Raw genomic sequence first — 20,722 nt, forward strand, 5'->3', positions numbered from 1 at the left:
ACGGGGGGAGGTCTGTCCTCACCGACTATACCCATTGAAGGATACGTACGAACGATCGTACTCTTTTCTTCGTGGCCATGACTGCGCCCCTCACGGAAGAGACCGATCCCTACTGCCTGTCCGCCGCGAGCGCCGCGGACCCGCTCGCCCACGCTCCCTGGCGCCGCTTCGCCACCGTCGGCGACAGCCTGGCGGCGGGGACCTGCGACCCGAGCCCCGGATACGCCAGCCTGGGATGGCCCGATCGCGTCGCGGACGTGCTGCGCCGGATCCATCCCGATCTGGCCTACCTCAAGACCGCCGAGGTCGGAGCGACCGCCTCCCGGACGGCGCGCACGCAGCTGGACCGGCTCGGCGAGTTCGGCCCCGACCTGGTCCACGTGTCCTGCGGGGCGAACGACCTGTTCCGGCCCGACCCCGACTACGCGGCCATCGAGGCCGCGTCGAGGCGGGTGTTCGAGTTCGCCGCCGGGACCGGCGCGCAGCTGACGACGTTCACGCTGGGCAGGGCGTTCGTGGTGCCGCGGTACGCGGACTGGGGCGAACGGGTGCGCCGGGTCAACGACATCACCCGCGGCCTGGCCGCCGGCCACGGCGCCGTGCTGGTCGACATGTGGGACTACCCGGTCAACGACCGTCGGGACCTGCTGAGCGCGGACCGGATCCACTTCGCCGCCGCCGGGCAGGCGGTGCTGGCCGCCGAGATCGTCAGGGGCCTGGCCCGCGTGCTCCCGCGGCCCGCGTCTGCGTGGCGTACCGACTGGTGAAGGTCTACCGGTGATCCGCCTCCGGGCAGGTCGGCGATGCGTCCCCGGTGACTTCAGCGGGGCTGGCAGCCCGGGCACCAGACGGTCGTACGGCCGGCGATCCGGCCGCGGGACAGGGGCCTGCCGCAGCGCGGGCACGGACCGCCGGGCTCGTCGCGGGCCCCGGTCAGCCAGGTGTCGCGTGCGGGCACGCATCGGGCCTTGATCGACTCTCGCAGGACCCGGCGCATCGCCCCGTACAACGCGGCGCGTTCGGCCTCGTCCAGATCTCCCACGGCGCGCTGGGGATTGACGCCGGCGTGCCAGCAGATCTCGTCGGCGAGCAGGTTGCCCAGGCCGGCCAGGAACGTCTGGTCGATCAGCGCCGGCTTGAGCCGTCCCCGGCGGCTTGACAGCAGCCTGCCGAAGCACGCGTACGACACCTCGCGCGCGTCCGGGCCGAGCCCGCCGAGCACCCGCTCCACCTGCGCCTCGTCGTCGGCGAGGCGGATGCCCTGGAGCTTGCGCATGTCGCGGTAGCGCAGCTCGCCGTCGTCGAACCGCCAGACGACCCGGTCGTGCCGGTGCCACGGCTCCTCGGGGGAGTGCCAGGACAGCGAGCCGGTCATGCCGAAGTGCAGCATCAGCACCGGCCCGCCGGCGGGCGCGATCAGCCACTTGCCGTGCCGCCGCGGCTGCTCGAACCGGTGTCCGCGCAGCGCTGAGGCCAGCCGCCCGGCGCCGACGCCGCGCAGGACCCCGGGGTCGCGAACGCGCACGGCCCTGATCGGCTCGCCGGTGTGCTCCGACAGCACCTGGCGGAAGCCCTCCACGTCAGGGAGTTCCGGCATGAGGAAACCCTGCCCACCAGGGCCGCCTACTTGCTCAGATGGTGACGGCGAGCTTGCCGACGGTTCCGGCGGTGAAGTCGGCGATCGCGCGCGGCGCCTCGGCCAGCGGGTAGGCGCGGGCCACCGGTACGCGCAGGCGTCCTGCGGCCGCGTCGGCGGCGAGCCGGGCCAGGGTGTCCGGGTCCGGGTCGGCCATCACCGCCGTGGCCTTGAGGTCGCGGCCGGGTTCGTCGGGCACGTAGTGGATGGTGGAGGCCAGCCGCCCGCCGTCGGCCAGCAGGGCGGCGACCGCCGGCCCGTCGCCCGCCAGATGCAGCGCGGCGGCCACCCCGCCCGGCGCGATCGCGCCCACCTGCGCCGGCAGATCGGCGTGGTCGACGGCCCAGGTGGCGCCCAGCCCGGTGACGAAAGCGGCTTCGGCTCCAGGCCGGGCGGTGGCGATCACCCTGGCGCCGCGCGCGGCGGCCAGCTGGATGGCGAACGCGCCCACACCGCCGGTCGCGCCCGAGATCAGTACGGTCTCGCCCGGTGCCGGGGCGACGGCGTCCACGGCGTTGACCGCGGCCGTCCCGGCCAGGCCCAGCACGCCCGCGCGGGTGTGGCCGAGCCCCTCGGGGATCCTGGCCAGGCCGTACCGCTCGCTCACCACCACATATTCGGCGAAGCCGCCCTGGCCCAGGGTCGGGCGCATGACCACGCCGAACACGTCCGCACCCGGCGTCAGGCTGCTCACGCCCGCGCCGACGGCCGCCACGGTGCCGGCGAAGTCCTTGCCGAGCACGACGGGGAACTCGTAGTCGTACACGCCCTTGAGATAGCCGCCCAGCACGCCCAGGTCGAAACCGTTGACCGAGGAGGCCAGCACCCGGACCAGCACCTCGCCGGGACCCGGTTCCGGCACGGGCAGGTCGGCGGCGGCCAGGTCGGCGCCGAAGCCGGTAAAAGCCATGGCACGCATGATGATCACTCCGTTTCCGTGGAAGCTGTGGTGGCCTGCCGCCAGGAGGCGCGCAGGACGGCGCGGCCCTGATGGGCGGCGGGGAGCACAGCACTTTCTGTGCGCTGGTTACTTCTTGTGCGCGCATCGAGTCTCATCCACAATGCCGTCATGGCGGAAGAAGGCACTTTGACCCGCGTAAGGCACACCGATGTGCGTGAAACGCTCGGTGAGCACCACCCGACCTGCCGGCTGCGCGACGTCCTCGACCGGGTCGGGGACAAATGGAGCGTGCTGGTGATGGACCTGCTCGGCGGCGGCCCCATGCGCTACTCCGAGCTGCAGCGCGCCATCGAGGGCGTCTCCCAGCGCATGCTCACCCTGACCCTGCGCAGCCTGGAGCGCGACGGCCTGGTGGAGCGCACCGTCACCCCCACCTCGCCGCCCCGGGTGGACTACGCCCTGACCCCGGTCGGTCGGACGCTCTCGTCGCAGGTCGCCGGGCTCATCGAATGGGCCGGGCGGCACCGCGAGTACGTGGCCGCCTCCCGCCTGCGCTACGACGCCTCCTGACCGGCCGAGCCGTCGCCGCCGGGGTCCCTGCGGCGGCGCTGCTCCCCTCGCCGGCCGACGGAACCCGGCCGCGCATCGTGCGGCGCCTGGCCGGGCTCGCGCTCGACAGCGCCCTCGGCCGGTCCTGGGCCGACCCGATCGCCGCCCTCGTCATCGCCGCGGTCGCGGTCAAGGAAGGGGCGCGCGGCCTGCGCGGAGACGCCTGCTGCGCCGTGCCTGCCGGTGTCGCATCGGACGGCTGCCTCTCATAGGCCCGCCCGGCCCCAAGGCCGCTCAAAGCGATTTGGGGAAAGGTTGACCCGGGTGGGCGCGTTGGCGTGACCGTGGGGGAAGGGGTTACGTATTCAAACCTCCACGCGGTATGGGGAAGGTGGTGTGGGACATGGGTGAAAGTCCACTCCATCCGAAACTGGACATGGGTCAGCACCCTGACATAGCAGCCCTGCGAGCTCAATACGACATGGCTGCGCAGAGCCCCTCAGGGCAGGCCGTCGGTGGACTGACGTTCCTGAGCGGTCTCTATCTCGCCATCTCGCCATGGGTGGTGGGATTCTTCGGGCGCTCGACCCTGACCGTCAACAATCTGATCACCGGTATCGCCCTGGCGCTGCTGGCGGCCGGGATAGCCTCGGCGTACGGCCGGATCCACGGGCTGGCGTTCGTCGTACCGATCATCGGGGTTTGGACGATCATCGCCCCATGGGTGCTGCCCCCACACGGAGCCAGCGCCGGCACGATCGTCAACAACGTCATCACGGGGATCGTCATCGTCGCCTGCGGCCTGGCCTGCGTCATGCTCGGCACGATGTCCCTGCGTAGGCGTTGACGCTTCCGGGCGGATCACCGGTCCGCATCGAGAAGCGGCGCGCCGCCGACTGCGTCCCGTCTCCTGGAGGAGAAGGGGACGCAGTCGGCTGTCCGGCACCTGTGAGTTGTCCGAAAAGCGTGATCCGATGCTTGAGCATGATCCATCCTTGGCCGTGCAAGACGGCCCCGCCGAGGCGGGGCCCGTACCGCAAGGCAAGGGAGTTTCATGGCCAACCGATCTCGGACGTTATCGGGGGCGGCGGCGGGCATCGCCATGCTGGCGACAGTCGTTGTGACCCCGGCGCAGGCGTCCGCCGCCGCCCCCGCCAGCGTGACGTTCGCCGCGGCGGAGGACGTGTTCGTCAGCCAGGCCGAGCCGGCCAAGAGCTTCGCGACCGCGACCTGGATGAGCGTCTGCGGCACCGCGTGTGGCAGTGCCACCGCGGGGCAGCGCGCCGCACTGGCCCGTTTCAAGGTCACCGGCATCCCGCAGGACGCCGAGGACGTGAAGGTCACGCTGGACGTGGTCTCGGCCAGAACGACGGACACCACCGTCTCCGTCCGCCCGGTGACGGGCGCCTGGACCGAGGCCGCCACCACCTGGAACACCCGTCCGGCGCTAAGCGCGCCGGTCATCGCCTCGCACACCGGCTTCACCACTGGCGCGACGGCCAGGCTGGACGTCTCCTCGGCCGTCAAAGGCGACGGTACGTACGCGTTCGCCCTCACCGGGACCGACTCCACCACGACCGTCCTGATGTCGTCGCGCGAGAGCGGGAACCGGGGACCGAAACTCACCGTCACCTACACGGACGGCACCGGCGACGAGCAGACCGACGGGCCGCTGCCCTTCACCCTGCCGGGCACGGCGGCGCTGCGGGCCTCGGCCAAGAAGGTGTTCGCGCACTACTTCAGCCCCTATCCGATCTCCCTCGACAACCAGGCTCCGGCCGGCGACTACTACGCCAGGAACTACCTCAAGCCGGACGGCGAGAGCGGCAAGCACGCCGCCTACGGCGGGCTGCTGCGCGACCGGCCGCTCGGACGTGACCCGATCACGGGTGACTACGCGCTGGCCGATCTCAAGACCGAGGTGAGGCAGGCCATCGCCGCGGGACTGGACGGCTTCACCGTCGACATCCTCTCCGTGACCAGCGCGCAGTGGACGCGGGCGCAGAACCTCGTCAAGGCGGCCGAGTCCGTGGACCCCGGCTTCAAGATCGTGCTCATGCCGGACATGAACGGTCTGTCCTCGGTGGACAGCGCCGCCTTCGCCACCGCCATGGCCAAGCTCGCCGCGTCGAAGTCGGCCTACCGGCTCGCCGACGGCCGCCTCGTGGTCGCGCCCTTCAAGGCCGAAGGCCGCACCGCCGCCTGGTGGTCGGACTGGATGAAGACCATGGAGACGCAGCACGACATCAAGGTCGCGCTGGTGCCCACGTTCGTCGACTTCAACAAGCACCGCGACGCCTTCGCCTCGATCAGCTACGGCTTCTCCAACTGGGGCAGCCGCAGCCCCGCGGCCAACGCCGGCCTGAAGACGAACATCGACCGCGCCCACGGCATGGGCAAGATCTGGATGCAGCCGGTGTCCGTCCAGGACGAGCGTCCCAACCAGAGCGTGTTCGACGAGGCGGGCAACACCGAGAACCTGCGGGCCACCTGGAAGGGGGCCATCGACGGCAAGGCGGAGTGGGTGCAGCTCACCACCTGGAACGACTACTCGGAGAACACCCAGTTCGCCCCCTCCAGGAACGCCGGCTGGACCTATCTGGATATCAACGCCTATTACCTGACCTGCTACAAGCTCGGCTGCCCGAAGATCACCAATGACACGGCGTACCTGACCCACCGGATCCAGCCGGTCGCGGCCGCGCCGGAGTACGCGCAGACCAAGCTCATGAAGCTGCGCGACGGCAGCACCGCGGCCCGCGACACCGTCGAGGTGCTCACCATGCTGACCGCGGCGGGCAAGGTGTCCGTCACGGTCGGCGGCACGACGCAGACCTACGACGCGCCCGCGGGGGTGTCCGCCAAGACGTTCCCGCTGAAGGCGGGCACCGCTTCGGCCTCGGTCACCAGGAGCTCGGCCGTGGTGGCGAAGGTGGTCTCGCCGTACGCGATCAGCACGACGCCGTACGTGCAGGACCTGCACTACCGCGCGGCCTCCAGCGAACGCTGACGCGCCGCGTCGGATCCCCGCGTCGGATCCCCGCGTCGGATCCCCGCGTCGGATCCCCGCGTCGGATCCCCGGGCCGGGTGCCCCGGGGGTCCGGCGCGTTCACGGCCGGCGCCTCGCCACTCCACCTGGTAGCCGTGGGCGCTGGGCGCGATCACCACCACGACTCCCGCGACCGCCGCCACGACGCAGATCGACAGCTGCCGATCCGCCTGCCGTCCAGGACGACCTCGCCGGACTCCGGGCGGATGATCCCGGCCAGGCAGTGCGGCAACGTCGACTTGCCCGACCCGCTCGGGCCGGTGACCGCGAGGACGGCGTCTCTACGGTGTTCAGCCACCGGGCCAGCTCGTCCCGGCCGCTGCCGATGATCGCGGACAGGGTCCGCGAGGCCGTCGCGGCGGGGCGGGCGGCGGGCGACGAGGACTGGATCAGGGTCGAGATCGCCAAGCAGCTCGCGGGTGACGGGCAGGCGGTCATCGACCGGTTCCTGACGGGGCACCCGTACGCATGCCGTACGGCGGGCCATGGAGATGCGCGACACCGGCGCCTACCTGGACGTCCTCGGCGTGCCCGCCGAGATGACCCGCGCGGCCGAGCAGACCCTCCTCCGCCTGTCCACCAGCTGACGAGTCCTTTTGCCGGTGGGCGACGGCAGATCCGGTCTTTTGTCGGTGGGCGATGACATGATCCGGCCATGACGACCTTCGCGCCACCGCCGGACACGGCAGCCTGGCGGCACCTCGACGCGCGCACCGGCTTCGAGGTGGTCCACTTCCGGCCGCTGCCGGACGGGCACCGCGCCGAGGGGTGCACGACGGCGGTCGAGGAGGGGCTTGCCTGGATCGTCGATTACGTCATCGAGCTCGACGCGAGCTGGGCCACCCGCTCGGCCCGGCTCACGAGCCGTTCCGCCGAGTGCAGGCGCGAGATCCGCCTGGAGAGCGACGGCGCGGGCCGCTGGCGCGTGGACGGCGCGCCGGCGTCCTGGCTGGACGGCTGTCTCGACGTCGACCTCGAGTCGTCGGCTCTGACCAACGCGTTCCCCGTGCACCGGATGCGCCTCGGCGTGGGCGCCGCCTCGCCGGCTCCCGCCGCCTTCGTCCGGGCCGCCGACCTGGCCGTCGAGCGGCTCGATCAGCGCTATGCCCGGCTGCCCGACGAGGAGGGGCGGCAGCGCTACGACTACGCGGCGCCGGTCTTCGACGTCGCCTGCCACCTGGTCTACGACGGGTCCGGCCTCGTCCTCGACTACCCGGGCCTCGCCGTCCGGGCCGCCTGAGCTCCTTGAGGGCTCCGGGCTTCGGCTCGGCTGCGGGCGGATCGGGCGCCGCCGCACGGGCTCACCCTCGCCTGCCCGTGCCGGGACGGGTGTCGGTGGCGGTGCGCGACGGTGGCAATGGGCGGCGGTGGCAATGGGCGGCGGTTAGACGGCGGTTGACTGCCAGCCGGAGCCGGACGGTGGCGGCCGGATCGGGGCGGCGGTGACGGGCTGCCGGCCTGGCGGCGGTGGCCTGCTCCCGGTCGTGGCCTGCTTCCCGCCGTAGCCCGCTCCCGGTCGTGGGTTTCGTGGGTTTGGTCGTCGATCGCCCTGAGGTCAGGAATCGGGGCGGTTCGCTGTCTCGCGCAGGCCGAGGATCTTGGTGAGCTCGTCCGGCTGCGTCAGCTGCGCAGGCGGCGCGCTCTTCTCGCCCGGGACCGGCTCCTCCGACTCCTCCAGCGCGGCGGAGCCCTGCCCCCCGCGGTCGAAGAAGCGCAGCACCTCCACCGGCAGCGGCATCACCAGCGTGGAGGTCTTCTCGGCCGCCACCTCGACGACCGTCTGCAGGAGCCGCAGCTGCAGGGCGCTCGGCGTGTGCGCCATGATCGCGGAGGCGTCGGCGAGTTTCTGGGCGGCCTGGAACTCGCCGTCCGCGGTGATCACCCGGGCCCGGCGCTCCCGCTCGGCCTCGGCCTGGCGGGCCACGGAGCGCTTCATGGACTCGGGAAGCGTGACGTCCTTGATCTCCACGCGGTCGATGTGGATGCCCCAGCCGAGCGCCGGGCTGTCGATCATGAGTGCGAGGCCCTTGTTCAGCTCCTCGCGGTTGGAGAGCAGATCGTCCAGCTCGCTCTTGCCGATGATGGAGCGCAGCGACGTCTGCGCCACCTGTTCCACGGCGAACAGGTAGTTCTGCACGTCGACGGCCGCCCGCAGCGGGTCCTGCACCCGGAAGTAGGCGACGGCATCGACCTGGACCGACACGTTGTCACGGGTGATGCCCTCCTGCGTGGGCACCGGCATCGTGACGATCTGCACGTTCACCTTCTTCATCCGGTCCACCATCGGGATGAGAAAGGCGATTCCCGGCCGGCGGATCTCCTTCTGCGCCCGGCCGAAGCGGAACACGATGCCGCGCTCGACCTGATTGATGATCCTGACGCCCCCGAACCCGGTCAATATGGCGATGGTCGCGAGGAAACCCAGGATGATGTCGGTGACCATAATGGCCTCCCTCCCACACTTCGAGCCTACTGAGCTGGGCGGACGGCTGGTCAACGGCACCCACGACCCGTTCGAGCGCGCGCTCGGGGCCGGACGGCGTCGACGAGGTGGTCCCTGCGGGAGCCACCGAGATCCGTGAGAGCGAGAACGCCGTCCACGCCCACGACTTCCAACCACGAGGGGTGGTGTCGCGGACGGGGAAAGACCGTGCCGGTGGCCCCGAAACAGCTAGAAATCTACTTTGTAAAGGGCGGATCCGGCTGAGCCGGCGCGGGCGAATCTGGTAAACGTCGATGCGGTGCGCCCGGCTCGAGTTGCGGTTCTCGGCCAATACCTGATATGGCCCGGCAAACCTTTGAATCGAACTTCAACATAGCGGATTCATCGCTATTGACCGCGGGGCGGGCGCACTTGCCACTAGGTTGCTGAGAGCGGAGACGGGGCGCAGGATCGGCGCGGGTGCGGGCGGTCCCGGGCAAGAGCGTCTCGCGCCCGCGAGGGTGTGCTGTGCGCCGGAGGAGGCGGGATGACGGCCGCGGGTGTCCGATGCCGAAGATATCGCCGCTTGTTGATGGCTTATCACTGGTGAGAAGGGCAGAAGGGATCTCGTGCAGGTCTTTGGGCGAGCCTCGCGCAGGTCGGGTCCTGGTATGTTCCCTGCCCGGCCATGCGGCGGCGCTTCGCCGATGAATGCCGGGCACGAGAGGCGCGAAAACCGCGGCACAACAGCGAAAGGCGTTGTAGTGCGGGACGCGATCGCGAAGTTCGATTGTGTCAGCACGGCGCCGCAAGGAGGTGCGTGATCTGCTGAAGGGAGCTACAGTACCTGCAACCATTACGTAATCGGAGCAGCATCATGGCGAAGCGCATTGTTGAGTCCTTTGTCGATGACATCGACGGCAGTGACGCCGAGGGGACCACAAGGTTCGCTCTCGACGGCACCAGCTACGAGATCGACCTGTCGGGCTCCAACCGGGAGAAGCTGGAGAAGGCTCTCGCTCCCTTTATCACCAAGGCTCGCGCGGTCCGCGCCGAGCGAGGTGTTCGCGGCCGGCGCGGTGGCGCCGGCACCTCACGGGCCGTCACCCGTGAGAAGTCGACTGAGATCAGGCGGTGGGCCAAGGCTCAGGGGCTGCCGGTGAGCGAGCGGGGCCGTATCGCCGCCACGGTCGTGGAGCAGTACGAGGCGGCCCACTAGGTCTTTCCGGACGAGAGCAGGGGCGGCCGGGGTCTGGCCGGCCGCCCGGCTCGGTCATCGACCGTCGTCCAGCGCGGCGTACAGCGTCTCGACCAGGGAGCGGACCCGGAAGTCGCCGCCCTCCAGCAGTTCGGAGCCGCGGTTGGGGACGTAGCCGAAGGCGAGGCCGCGGGCCGGGTCGGCGAAGGCGAACGAGCCGGTGGCGCCGCCCTGGCCGAACAGCCCGGTGACGTGCCCGGGCGCGGGCCAGAACGGGCCGCCGGGCACGGCGAAGCCGATGCCCCAGGCGGTGTGCACCCGCAGGGTCTGGTCGATCCCGTCGGCCTGCGGGGTGCGGATCCGGTCGACGAGTTCGGGCCCGAGCAGCCGGATGCCGTCGACCTCGCCGATCAGGGCGGCGAAGTAGCGGGCCAGGGAGTGGGCGGAGGCGACGCCGTCCATCGAGGGGCTCTCCACCTGGTACGTACGGGGGTCGTTGGTGCTGTCCCAGCCGATGGCGACGCTGCCGTAGAAGGCGCGGTAGGACAGGGTGGCGGGGTCGTTGAGCGCTTTGGTGAATTCGGCGAGTTCGGGGACCTCCATGCCGAGCCGCATGGCCTCGGCGTCGGGGACGACCATGGTGGCCATGCGCGGCACGGCGCTGTCGGGGACGCGGACGTAGCAGTCGAGGCCGAGCGGGCCGGTGATCTCGCGTTCGAGGAATTCGCTCAGCGTGTGCCCAGAGACGCGGCGGACGATCTCCCCGGCGAGGTGGCCGATGCTGACGCCGTGGTAGCCGTGGGCGGTGCCCGGGGGCCATTCGGGGGCGGCGGCCGCGAGGGCGTCGGTGATGGGGGTCCAGTCGCGGAGGTCCTCCCAGGTGATGGGGTGGGTGTCCAGGGTGGGCAGGCCGGCGCGGTGGCTGAGCAGCGTCCGTACGGTGATCTCGCCCTTGCCGTTCTGGGCGAACTCCGGCCAGTAGCGGGCCACGGGGGCCTCCAGGTCCACCTCGCCGCGTTCGGCCAGCACCAGCGCGGCGCCCGTGGCGAACGTCTTGCAGGTGGAGGCGATGGGGGCAATGGTGTCGCGCCGCCAGGGTCTGCGGGTCTCCTGGTCGGCGTATCCGCCCCATAGATCCACGACGGGGCTGCCGTGCCGGTAGACGGTGAGCCCGGCGCCGACCTCGCCTCCGTGGGTGAAGTTCCGTTCGAACGACTCGCGCACCGCCTGGAATCCGTCGGCGGTGGTTCCTTCGAGCTGGGCCATCGTCACGCTCCTCGCATCAGAGCCGACCTACCGGTCGGTCGGGCGGCCGGAACGCTAGCCTACCGACCGGACGGTTGGCAACCGGGGTATGCTTTCAGCCCGAACCGAGAAAGGCACAGCGATTGGCGCCGAACGAGACCTCCGACACCCGGCTGCGCATCATCGAGGCAGCGCGGGAGCTGTTCACCGCGCAGACCTACCGTGCGGCCAGCATGCGGGACGTCGCCGAACGGGTCGGCATCAGCAAGCCCTCCCTTTACCACCACTTCCGCAGCAAGGGCGAGATACTCGACTGCCTGGTGAGGCCCCCGATCGACCAGCTCGACTCGACGATCCGGGAAGCCGCCGCGGCGCCCACCCCCGCCGAGGTGCGGCAGCGCGTGCTCGGCGGCTGCGTCGACGTCATGCTCGGCCACCGCGAGACGATGGTGCTGCTGCTGCGCGACGCCTCCGTCTACGGCGAGGAGACCACCGAGCTCATGTCGCGCGTGGTGAGCATCACCAGCCGGGCCGTCGAGCTGCTGGCCGGCCCCGATCCGGACTGGCGCCGCCGCGTACGGGCCGCCCAGGCCTTCGCCGCGGCCACCGACCCGATCAGCCATCTTCCGGATGTCCCGGCCGACGAACTCCGGGACGAGCTGCTGCGCGGCGCGAGCGCGATCATTTCGCCGTGACGGCGGCGACGGCCCGGCGGCGACGGGAGAGCCCCGCCGGCCGCGCCTGAAGGAGCCGCGCCTGAAGGAGCCGCGCCTAAAGGAGCAGCGAGCGTCCCAGGTCGACGATGAACCGGGCGAGCCGAACCCGCTTGCGGAACAGGGCGTGCAGCTCGGGGGTCGGGGCCTGGCCCAGGAGTTCGAAGGGGATCGCGGTCCAGGCGCTGCGCAGCACGAGGGTGGCGGCGTAGCCGAAGGAGACCTCGGCGGGGTCCGCGAGGCCGGCCACCGCGGCGGTGTACGCGGCCTCGATCGCCTCGTGGACGGCGGGCAGGTCCGCCGGGTCGAGGTCGCCGGTGTGGGCCCGGCCGACGAGGAGCTGGCCGAGGTCGAAGCCCACGGCCCCCGGGTACGGCCAGCTCCAGTCGATGGCCACGAACTCCGCCGAGCCGTCGGCCGGGATCAGCAGGTTGGCGGGGCTGGCGTCGCCGTGGACGAGGGTGTGGGGGAGGCGGTCCAGGGCGTCCAGCAGCGGGTCGATGCGGTCGGCGAGGGCCAGCAGGTCGGCCTGCAGCAGGGGGTCGGCGTTCGCGGCGAGCAGCGGGTGCCGCCACGTCGCCGGGTCGCGCAGGGTGGGCAGGAACAGGTTGGCGAGCGGGCCCGCGCAGTAGTAGCGCAGGCCGCGGTTGAGGGGTTCGCGCGGCGCTGACGTACGGCCCGCGAGCGGGTGTGCGGCGGCCAGGTCGCCGAGCCGGCGGGCGGCGGCGCGGTAGCGGTCGAGGTCCCATGCGGCGGGCGCGACCCGCACGTCCTCCAGCCACATGACGAGCCGGTCGTCGCCCAGGTCGTCCAGCCGGTACATCCGGGGCAGCCGCAGCCCGCCGGGGAGCCGGGGGCGGGCCAGGTAGACGTCCGCGTCGGCCCGCCAGGGGAAGTGCGCGAGCGCGGTGGCCCGCAGCGGCTCGGGGATGTCCGCGTACCCGGGCGAGTGCCTGATCTCGTGGATCGCCTTGACGAAGAACGACCAGGTCACGCCGCCGGTCGTGGTGCCGCGCACGCGGTGGAGCGAGGTCGTCGACAGCGCTCCGGGACCGGAGTCGAGGAGGTCGACGTGCTGGTCGGCGATCTCGGCGAGGGGGTCGCCGAGGCTCTCCCGTACGAGGTCGGTCAGGCCTGTGGTCAGCGCCATGGTCATGGCCCCAAGCATGCAGGGCGGGACAATGCGCTCGCATGAGCATGGCCTACTCAAATACGCTTTCGCCGTGGCAGGCTCCTGGCCGTTCATCGGGCGTACGGCGCAGCTGGCGGAGATCAGGTCCGCCGCCAAGGGCGTCGTCGTGGCCGGTCCGCCGGGCACCGGCAAGAGCCGGCTGGCGGCGCAGGCCGTGCACGGTCTCGACGGGGTCGCCTGGGCGCGGGCCACGGCGGCCGCCGCGGAGGTCCCGCTGGGCGCCTTCGCCCCGCTGCTGCCCGCCACGCCGCCCGCCGGCAACCCGCTGGGCTGGGCGGCCGCCGCGCTGCGCGTGCCGGTGCTGGTGGTGGACGACGCCCACCTGCTCGACCCGGTCTCGGCCGCACTCGTCCACCACCTCGTGACCTGGGACGGCACCCGGGTGATCGCGACGCTGCGCAGCCGGACGCCCGTGCCGGACGCGGTGCTCGCGCTGTGGAAGGACGACCTGGTGCCGCGGCTGGAGCTGGAGCCGTTCTCCCTGGAGGAGACGGCGGCCGTCCTGGAGGCCGCGCTGGGCGGCCGGGTGGAGGCGGCGACCGTGGCCCGGCTGTGGCGCGTCAGCCAGGGCAATGCCCTCTACCTGCGCGAACTCGTGCTGTCCGGGATGCTCGTCGCCGACGGGGGAGTGTGGCGGTGGAGCGGGCCGCTGACGATCACGCCCACGCTGCGCGAGACCATCGCGGGCCGCATCGGCGAGGTGAACGCGCGGGAGCGCGAGGCGCTGGAGCTGCTGGCGTACGGCGAGCCGCTCGGCGCCGACCTGCTGGCCGCCCTCGGGTCGCTCGACGCCGTCCAGCACCTGGAGGACCGGCAGCTCGTCACGGTGCAGCCGGACGGCCGGCGGCTCCAGGTGCGGCTCGCGCACCCGCTGTACGGCGAGGTCATCAGGGACGGCTGCGGGGTGCTGCGCGCCCGCACGATGGTGCGCCGCCTGGCGCAGGCGGTCTCGGAGGCCGGGCTGCGGCGGCGCGAGGACGTGCTCAGGGTGGCGGTCTGGCGGCTGGACGGCGGCCTGCCGGGCGATCCCGGGCTGCTGCTGGCCGGCTGCGAGCGCGCCAGGGTCATCCGGGACCTGGAGCTGGCCGTACGGCTCGGGCGCGCGGCCGTGGCCGCGGGCGGCGGGACACCCGCGCTGGCCGCACTGGGCACCGTGCTGTTCTACACCGACCGGTACGCCGAGGCCGAGGAGGTGTTCGCCACCGCCTGGGCGGCGGAGATGGGGGAGGGGGCCCGCACCGACCTCGGCGTGCAGCGGGCGATGAACCTGGCCGTCGGGCTCGGGGACGTCGCACGGGCGCGAGCCGTCCTCGAGGAGACCAGCGGGCTCGTCCACGAGGTTCAGGCTCGGCAGGCGACTCTCATCATGCGGGCCGTCCTGGCCGTCCTGGTCGGCGACCCCGCTGTCGCCGAGGACCTGATGGCGCGGGCGCGGGACCTGGGCCCGTTCAGCCCGCACGGCGCGAGGATGATCAGCGGGGCCGAGGCGGCGGTGCTGGTGGCGCAGGGGCGGGCCGCGGAATGCCTGGCCCGCGTGGCGGAGATCGGCGCCGGGCTGGTGAAGGAGCCGAACGAGATGCGCAGCCTGTCGGCGGCCTTGACCGGCCACGCCACGCACGCCGCGCTGCTGCTCGGCGATCTGGACACCGCCGAGCGGCTCGCCGGGCAGGGGTACGGCCTGGAGGGCCCGTTCCGTGCCTGGACGCGGGCGAACCTGGAGTTCGGCATGTGGACGGCCCGCGTGCTGCGGCTGCGCGGCCGGGTCGCCGACGCCCTCGCGTGGGCCCGCGACACCGCCGCGCGGCTGCCCGGCCGCAGCGTGCAGGCGGGGTCGTGCCTGGGCGAGCTCGCGCACGCGTACGCGCTGCTCGGCGAGGTCGCCGCGGCCGAGCAGGCGCTGGAGCGGGCGGAGGCGACGGGGGCGCCGATCGGCCCGTCCGTCGTCGTGCCCCTGCGCCTGGCCCGGGCGTGGACCCTGGCCGGTCGTGGCGACGCGGCCGGGGCCGTCGAGCTCTGCCTGGAGAGCGCCGAGGGCGCGCTGCCGTGCGACGTGCCGTTCCTGCTGCACGACGTCGTCCGGCTGGGCCGCGCCGACCTGGTGTCCGCGCGGCTGGCCGCGCTCGACGTGGACGGCCCGCTGGTGGCGCTGTTCGCGCGGCACGCCGCCGCCCGCGACGGCGCGCAGCTCGACGCGGTCTCGGAGGGCTTCGAGCGGCTCGGCCTGCTGCTGTACGCGGCCGAGGCGGCGGCGCAGGCGGCGGCCCGCTACCGCGAGGCCGGGCTGGCGCGCGGGACGCGGGCGGCGCAGACCCGGGCCTGGCGGCTCTCGCAGCACTGCCAGGGCGCCCGTACGCTCGCGCTGATGGACCTCGACGTGCCCAGCCTGACGCCCAGGCAGCGCGAGATCGCGGTGCTGGCCGCCCAGGGGCTGACCAACCGCGAGATCGCCGAGCGGCTCGTGGTGTCCGTCCGCACCGTGGCCAACACCCTGTACGCGGTCTATGACAAGACCGGGGTCAACGACCGCGCCGCCCTGGCCGCCCTCCTGAACCGGCTGGCCGGTTGACCGGTGGTCAGCGCAGGATCGTGGTCACGACCTGCAGGACGAGCACGACCAGCAGCACCGCGGCCAGGACGAGCCAGCGGGGATCGAGCCAGGCGGACCGGACGGCCTCGGCGGGGGCGTCCGGGTCCAGCAGGTCGCGCAGGATCGGGTTGACCTCGTCGTCGGGCAGCAGCCGCTCCAGTTCGGGCACCAGGGCGTGCAGCCGGGAGCGCACGTCGGCCGGCGGGCGCGTCCGCGCCCAGGCGTGGACGTCCCGCAGGATGCCGCGGGCCGCCCCGGCGGTGGTCGCCTCCGCCAGCTCCGCCAGGAAGTAGTCGAAGGCGTCGCGCACCGCGACGGGCTGCGCCTCCGGGCGGGCCGGCGGCGCAGCCGGCGCGCGGGTTCCCGAGGCGGGCGGCCCCTCCTGCGACACGGGCGCGGGGCCCGGTGCGGGCCGTCCGGCGGGCACGCGGGTCCGGGGTCCGGATGCCACCGCGGACGCGGGGGCCGGCGGGGGAGCGGGTGCCGGTTCTGAGGGTTCGGGAGGGGGAGGCGTCCAGGGTTCGGGAGGGGAAGGCGTCCGGGGCTCGGAAGGGGGAGGCGTCCGGGGCTCGGCCGGTACGGGTTTCGGCGGCTCGCGCAGGGCGGCCCTGAGCAGCTCGACTCGCTCCTCCAGCGCCGTCCCGTCGTTGATCCGCAGCCGTTTGACCAGGTCCGGCAGGCGCCGGCCCGCGTACGCGTCGACGACCATGGCCGCCATCTCGCCGTACAGGTCGCTCTGGTCGGGAGCCCGCAGATCCACGCGCCGCCGGTGCGAGGCCCGCGACGACGGCCCCGGCCACTGCTGCAGGAAGATGACCTCGGCCCCCTGCTTGAGGTCGTCGCTCTCGTAGGTGGAGAACGTCTCCGGATAGCGCCCGAGCACCAGGTCGAGGATGTCCACCAGCCCCCACAGCTGCACGACGGCCTCCCCCTGGGCCACCACCGACAGCGGCTCCCGGTGCCCGCGCAGCGCTTCGCAGACGATCGGCGCGAGCGCCGGCGCCTCGGCGCGGGCGCGCCGGTCGAGTGCCGCGCTGGAGTCGGCGTAGGGGCGCAGCAGCACGGCCAGGTCGAGCGGCTCCGGGTCGGCGGGCAGCAGCGAGCTCCAGCCGGGCGCGAGCGCGAGCGCCTGGCGGACGTTCGGCATCGCCGAGGCGTTGGCGGCGGAGCCGCCCAGGTACGCCTGGACCCGGATGGTCCGCCTGCTGTCGGAGCCGCCGGTGCGCGTGCGCGAGAGCACCACCACGCGACCGTCCACCATGAGCCGGCAGACGCTGACGCCGGGCGCGGGCCCGGGGTCGAGCCAGGGCCCGAGCTGGTGGTACCAGCCGCGGGTGTCCTCCAGGGAGGAACGCACGGGACCGAGGCCGGTGCGGCGCTCGTCCCACTCGAACAGGATCCAGTCGACGCTGGAGTAACGCCCCATCAGAGCCCCACCTCCGGATAGCCGCGCAGGACACCGGTCATCGCGAGGAGCGAGATCAGGGGCGCCAGCACGCGTCGCGGCCGCACGCCCCTGGGGAAGCGCCCGTCGACCGGGGCCGAGCCCGTCGCCGAGACGAAATGCAGGCTGCATCTGTGGCATTTGTCGTAAGGGCTGAGCCACGCCTGCGCGCCTTGCCGGTGCAGGAAGGCGTAGACGTCGCGGCTCTCCCGCAGGACGTCCACCTGGTCCAGCCGGTCGGGCTCGTCGTACAGCCAGGTGTCCACCGGCGCCTCGAAGCGCACCGCGTCGCTCTTGGTGACCGCGATGACGGCGGGGATGTCCAGCCGCCCGCCGCTCTTGGGCAGCCGGTCGAGCACGGCGCGGAAGGACTCGTCGCCCATCCTGGCCGACCTGGTGGCGGCGTCGATCACGAAGAGCAACCCGCCGACGGCCGGCACGAACCTGGTCGCCTCGTGGGTGGAGCTGCGCAGCAGCTCGCCGGCGATGTCGAAGAAGGCCACCGCGGTGGTGTGCCGGCCGTCGTTGACCAGCAGCGCGTCGGCCGGTTCGGCGGTGGCCCGGTGGGTGGTGCGCGAGAGCGCGGTCCGCTCCACCATCAGCGGGTGCACGTACGTGTTGACGTACTCGGCGTGCCGCTCGATGTCCACCGCGTCCGCGGTCAGCCCGTACGGCCGCAGCCCGCCCTGCTCGATGGCGCCGATCATCGAGGCCAGCAGGTGGGTCTTGCCCGTCTCCGGCCCGCCGACCAGCCCGATCACCAGCGGGCGGCCGTGCCGTACGTAGGTGTAGGGCAGGTGGTGTTCGAGGCTCGGGTCGGCCACGGGCGCCGGGCAGCGGACGTGGGCGGCGCGCAGCAGATCCTCGCGGCGGGCCCCGGTCGCGTGCTCCAGGGAGAGCGGCTGGTAGTGGCCCGCCGGGGTGCGTTCGTAGAGCTCGTCCTCGCTCCAGGCGAACTCGTGCAGGCAGATCGGGCAGAGGATCATCGGATCACCATCCAGACGACCACGACGAGGGCGGCCAGCACGGCCAGCGGGAGCCAGCGGGCCCACCACTTCTGCGGCTGCTCCCGCGGCACCTGCTCGATCCGGGTGACGGGCGGAGGTGGTTCCGCGTCCGGCTCGCGCTTGGCTTCGCGGGCCCGGTCGAAGGCGACGCGGCCCTCCTCCAGCCGCAGGTCCTGTTCGGCGGGGATGGAGCGCATCGGGTCCGGCTCGCGCAGCCGGTCGAGCACCTCCAGCGCCGACGGCGGCTGCCCGGAGAAGACGTCGTGGATGGGCTGCAGCGCGGGGGCGGCGGCGAGGTCGGGGCGGTCGGCGACCTCGCGGCCGGTGACCGTGCGGTAGATCACCATGCCGGCGCTCCAGAGGTCGTCGGCGGTGGAGGCGCGGCCGGTGCCCGCGCGCTGCTCCGGCGCGGCGTAGGGGGCCTCGCCCAGCCGCAGCCGGCGGTTGCCGACGAGCGTGGCCTGGCTGAGGTCGGTCAGCTGTACGGCTGTGCCGTCCCAGCGCACGGTGCCCGGGTCGATGCGCCGGTGGACGATGTCGCAGGCCGACAGGATGCGCACGGCGCGGAAGAGGCTCGCCTGCAGGGCCCGCTGCTCGGCGATCAGCAGCGCGCCGGCGAAGCGGGTGACCGGCTCGCCCCGGTGGTCGGAGAGCAGCACGAAGGGCTCCTCCTCGTCCAGGCTGTAGCCCATCAGCCGGGGCAGCTCGACGGGGTAGGCCCGCCGCAGCCGGGCGAGCAGCCTGGCGCCCATCCGGGCCTCGTTCTCCAGCAGCTCGTAGAGGTGGTCGCGGTCGCGCCCCTCCGCGCGGGGCACCCGCCGCTGCACGATCTTGGCGCCCTGGACGACGAGCGTCAGCCGGCGCTCGAAGGGGTCGTGGTCCGGCTCCGCCTCCACTTCCCAGGTCACGCGGTCGCCGTCGGGAGTGAAGAAGGTCAGCGGCTCAGGTTCCATCCTCGCTCCAGTTCTCCTCGACCGTCCCGGGGCGCAGCGGCACCAGGCGCAGGGTGCCGGCGTACTGTCCTGACCGGGTCCACACGACGTCGGGCGGGTTTCCCTGCCCGCGCACGGCCCTGGGCGCGAAGCGCACCGCGTACGCCTGCCGCAGCAGCATCGCCAGATCGCGGTCGCCGCACAGTTGCAGCATCTGGCCGTTCGCCTGGGCCCGCAGCGCGCGCACGACCTGCTGGGACTGCCGCCAGACCGCGTCGACGAGCTCCTGGCGGCCGGTGTCGCCGGTGCCGAAGTCGGGGCGTTCCTGGACGCCCCGATGGGTCAGGTGGTAGCGGTACTGCCGCAGCGTCTCGTCGACCCGGCGGTCCAGCCCCACCTGCGCGTCCCGGTAGGCGCCCTGTTCGAGGGAGGTCCAGGCGGGCTCCAGCCAGCTCGTGACCGCGTCGACGAGGTCGCCGGTGATGACCTCGCGCAGCTGGCCGCCGCGGTCGCGCAATCGTACGGTGACCTCCTCGTCGAGCGCCGGGCTGGCGGCGGCCTGGCCGGTCTCGGCCTTGCTCCAGTCGGTCAGCGTCCAGGAGACCTGCTGGCAGATCTCGTTCAGCGCCGCCGCCAGCGTGCGGGAGGCGTCGGAGGTGTGCATGCGGGCCTGGCCGAGCATCCACTCGCTGGCCGCGACCCGTTCGAGCATCGAGCGCAGGTCGTCGAGGGCGGTCCTGGCCGGCCCGAGCGAGAGCTGCTCGCGCCACCACGCCCGCGAGCGCCGCCAGAGGACGAAGCGGGGCAGGAACGCAGCGGGGAACTCGGCGGGCGCGTGCAGCGCGTTGAGCAGCTCGTCCGGGCAGGCCCGCCAGAGATCGCCGACGAAGGCGCGGCTGCCGATGGGCGCGCTGTGGTCGGCCAGCAGGCGGAAGCGGGAGACCATCCGCAGCACGCTCTTGCGCTCGGCCAGGGCCGCCTCCAGGTCGGCGCGCAGCTCGCCGACGATCTGGGCGTGGCCCATGTCGGCGGGGACGGCGAACCTGATCCCGTGCGCGGCCAGCTGCTCGGCGGCGTTCTCGCCGGTGTGGTCGATCTCCTCGAAGAGCCGCGCGACGGTGTCGCGGAACTGGGCGAGCGCCTGCCCGGCGGCGATCACCTTGTCGACGGTCGCGGCCCGGGCCCGGGCGTTGTGGAAGTAGCCGAGGTCGTCCAGGGCTCGGGCCGCCTGGTCGATCCGTTCGGCGGCGCCCCGGTAGAGCCGGTCCAGCGGGCCCTCGGGAATGAGCGCGTCGAGGAGGTCGGCGGGCAGGTCGACGGTGCCGCTGAGCACCGGGAGCGCGGTGGCCAGCGGCGAGCTGAAGGTGGCCGTGTCCTGCTGGACGGGCCCGTCGAAGCGTTCGGCCACCTCGCGGAAGGCCTGGCCGAGCACCTCGGGGTCGATCCGGCCGGCCACGATGCGCCAGCCGGGCGAGGCGGTGCCGTACGGGATGTCGCCCAGGCTGTTGACCACTTCGTCGAAGACCTCCGGCAGGGTGAGCAGGTCGATCAGGATGGCCTCCGCGCTCACCCCGGGCCCGTGGGCCGCCTCACCCGTGTCGGCGTTCCACAGGATGCCGCTGGGGTCGCTCACCCAGAGCACCCTGCGGCTCTCCCCGCCCAGTACGGGGGGCAGACGCAGGTCGGGGCCCACCGCAAGGACGAGCACCGACCTGACCAGGCGCGAGCTGAAGACGTCCTGGAGCACCTGCTGCGCGCCGGCCAGGCGCTCGGTGTCGGCCACCACCAGGACCCGGGCGCCGAGCCGCTCCAGCTCACCCTTGCGCAGGTCGAGCACGACGACCAT

The 20,722-nt window shown here is 72.9% G+C and carries 19 protein-coding genes and 1 pseudogene; 10 read left to right on the forward strand and 10 right to left on the reverse strand.

The genetic code is table 11. The annotated features are described in order from the left end of the window. The first annotated feature begins 77 nt into the window (after positions 1–77). Entirely contained in the window at positions 78–767 is a 690-nt protein-coding gene (locus ACFKCF_RS05625; RefSeq protein ID WP_394491291.1) for an SGNH/GDSL hydrolase family protein, read from the forward strand. A gap of 53 nt (positions 768–820) precedes the next feature. On the opposite strand, the gene ACFKCF_RS05630 is transcribed toward ACFKCF_RS05625, so the two are convergent. Beyond that, positions 821–1,597 carry an Fpg/Nei family DNA glycosylase gene (locus ACFKCF_RS05630; protein ID WP_394491293.1) on the reverse strand — a complete coding sequence of 259 codons (777 nt, stop codon included), beginning with the start codon at positions 1,595–1,597 and terminating at the stop codon, positions 821–823. A gap of 34 nt (positions 1,598–1,631) precedes the next feature. Next, entirely contained in the window at positions 1,632–2,546 is a 915-nt protein-coding gene (locus ACFKCF_RS05635) for an NADP-dependent oxidoreductase (RefSeq protein WP_394491294.1), read from the reverse strand. A 201-nt stretch (positions 2,547–2,747) separates the two neighbouring features. Here ACFKCF_RS05635 and ACFKCF_RS05640 point away from each other — a divergent pair, with 201 nt between their 5' ends. The 4 genes from ACFKCF_RS05640 (at position 2,748) to ACFKCF_RS05655 (ending at position 6,096) form a co-directional block, all read left to right on the forward strand. Beyond that, positions 2,748–3,107, forward strand: a complete 360-nt coding sequence (locus ACFKCF_RS05640) for a winged helix-turn-helix transcriptional regulator (RefSeq protein WP_394491296.1) — start codon at positions 2,748–2,750, stop codon at positions 3,105–3,107. Between the two features lie 77 nt (positions 3,108–3,184). Then, entirely contained in the window at positions 3,185–3,358 is a 174-nt protein-coding gene (locus tag ACFKCF_RS05645) for a hypothetical protein (protein ID WP_394491298.1), read from the forward strand. Between the two features lie 209 nt (positions 3,359–3,567). Then, entirely contained in the window at positions 3,568–3,933 is a 366-nt protein-coding gene (locus tag ACFKCF_RS05650) for an SPW repeat protein (protein ID WP_394491299.1), read from the forward strand. Positions 3,934–4,140: 207 nt separating this feature from the next. Beyond that, the gene (locus tag ACFKCF_RS05655; RefSeq protein WP_394491301.1) at positions 4,141–6,096 is read left to right on the forward strand and encodes an endo-1,3-alpha-glucanase family glycosylhydrolase; all 1,956 of its coding nucleotides are present in this window, start codon (positions 4,141–4,143) and stop codon (positions 6,094–6,096) included. A gap of 152 nt (positions 6,097–6,248) precedes the next feature. Here ACFKCF_RS05655 and ACFKCF_RS05660 read toward each other — a convergent pair whose 3' ends face one another. Continuing rightward, positions 6,249–6,434 (reverse strand): ATP-binding cassette domain-containing protein, encoded by a 186-nt coding sequence (locus ACFKCF_RS05660; protein WP_394491303.1) that lies wholly within the window; start codon positions 6,432–6,434, stop codon positions 6,249–6,251. 172 nt (positions 6,435–6,606) lie between these two features. On the opposite strand from ACFKCF_RS05660, the pseudogene ACFKCF_RS05665 reads away from it, so the two are divergent. Beyond that, positions 6,607–6,723: pseudogene (locus tag ACFKCF_RS05665) on the forward strand (DUF1932 domain-containing protein); the annotation flags it as partial. 68 nt (positions 6,724–6,791) lie between these two features. Further along, entirely contained in the window at positions 6,792–7,376 is a 585-nt protein-coding gene (locus ACFKCF_RS05670) for a putative glycolipid-binding domain-containing protein (protein ID WP_394491305.1), read from the forward strand. A 315-nt stretch (positions 7,377–7,691) separates the two neighbouring features. Here the strand turns inward: ACFKCF_RS05670 and ACFKCF_RS05675 are convergent, their stop codons facing one another. Further along, the gene (locus ACFKCF_RS05675) at positions 7,692–8,579 is read right to left on the reverse strand and encodes an SPFH domain-containing protein (protein ID WP_394491307.1); all 888 of its coding nucleotides are present in this window, start codon (positions 8,577–8,579) and stop codon (positions 7,692–7,694) included. A gap of 856 nt (positions 8,580–9,435) precedes the next feature. Here ACFKCF_RS05675 and ACFKCF_RS05680 point away from each other — a divergent pair. Continuing rightward, positions 9,436–9,777: an Lsr2 family protein gene (locus ACFKCF_RS05680; protein WP_185077364.1), complete on the forward strand. Its 342-nt coding sequence runs from the start codon at positions 9,436–9,438 to the stop codon at positions 9,775–9,777. 54 nt (positions 9,778–9,831) lie between these two features. Here ACFKCF_RS05680 and ACFKCF_RS05685 read toward each other — a convergent pair whose 3' ends face one another. Next, a complete protein-coding gene (locus tag ACFKCF_RS05685; RefSeq protein ID WP_394491309.1) occupies positions 9,832–11,022 on the reverse strand; it encodes a serine hydrolase domain-containing protein in 1,191 nt (396 codons plus the stop codon). 122 nt (positions 11,023–11,144) lie between these two features. Here ACFKCF_RS05685 and ACFKCF_RS05690 point away from each other — a divergent pair, with 122 nt between their 5' ends. Next, positions 11,145–11,696 carry a TetR/AcrR family transcriptional regulator gene (locus ACFKCF_RS05690; protein ID WP_394491311.1) on the forward strand — a complete coding sequence of 184 codons (552 nt, stop codon included), beginning with the start codon at positions 11,145–11,147 and terminating at the stop codon, positions 11,694–11,696. A 76-nt stretch (positions 11,697–11,772) separates the two neighbouring features. Here ACFKCF_RS05690 and ACFKCF_RS05695 read toward each other — a convergent pair whose 3' ends face one another. After that, positions 11,773–12,870 carry a hypothetical protein gene (locus ACFKCF_RS05695; protein WP_394491313.1) on the reverse strand — a complete coding sequence of 366 codons (1,098 nt, stop codon included), beginning with the start codon at positions 12,868–12,870 and terminating at the stop codon, positions 11,773–11,775. A 67-nt stretch (positions 12,871–12,937) separates the two neighbouring features. On the opposite strand from ACFKCF_RS05695, the gene ACFKCF_RS05700 reads away from it, so the two are divergent. Then, positions 12,938–15,472, forward strand: a complete 2,535-nt coding sequence (locus tag ACFKCF_RS05700) for a LuxR C-terminal-related transcriptional regulator (RefSeq protein ID WP_394491315.1) — start codon at positions 12,938–12,940, stop codon at positions 15,470–15,472. 7 nt (positions 15,473–15,479) lie between these two features. On the opposite strand, the gene ACFKCF_RS05705 is transcribed toward ACFKCF_RS05700, so the two are convergent. Genes ACFKCF_RS05705 through ACFKCF_RS05720 form a run of 4 tightly spaced genes read right to left on the reverse strand, consistent with a single transcriptional unit; the run spans position 15,480 to position 20,722 of the window. Beyond that, on the reverse strand, positions 15,480–16,919 hold the full coding sequence (locus tag ACFKCF_RS05705; protein ID WP_394491317.1) for a hypothetical protein: 1,440 nt from the start codon (positions 16,917–16,919) through the stop codon (positions 15,480–15,482). Beyond that, positions 16,919–17,923: a hypothetical protein gene (locus tag ACFKCF_RS05710; RefSeq protein WP_394491319.1), complete on the reverse strand. Its 1,005-nt coding sequence runs from the start codon at positions 17,921–17,923 to the stop codon at positions 16,919–16,921. The genes ACFKCF_RS05705 and ACFKCF_RS05710 overlap by 1 nt, the downstream gene beginning before the upstream one ends. Further along, positions 17,920–18,897 (reverse strand): hypothetical protein, encoded by a 978-nt coding sequence (locus ACFKCF_RS05715; RefSeq protein WP_394491321.1) that lies wholly within the window; start codon positions 18,895–18,897, stop codon positions 17,920–17,922. The genes ACFKCF_RS05710 and ACFKCF_RS05715 overlap by 4 nt, the downstream gene beginning before the upstream one ends. Further along, on the reverse strand, positions 18,887–20,722 hold the full coding sequence (locus ACFKCF_RS05720) for a hypothetical protein (protein ID WP_394491322.1): 1,836 nt from the start codon (positions 20,720–20,722) through the stop codon (positions 18,887–18,889). Before ACFKCF_RS05720 ends, ACFKCF_RS05715 begins: the two co-directional genes overlap by 11 nt.

The organism is Nonomuraea sp. JJY05 (genome assembly GCF_043496855.1).
Lineage (GTDB): Bacteria > Actinomycetota > Actinomycetes > Streptosporangiales > Streptosporangiaceae > Nonomuraea.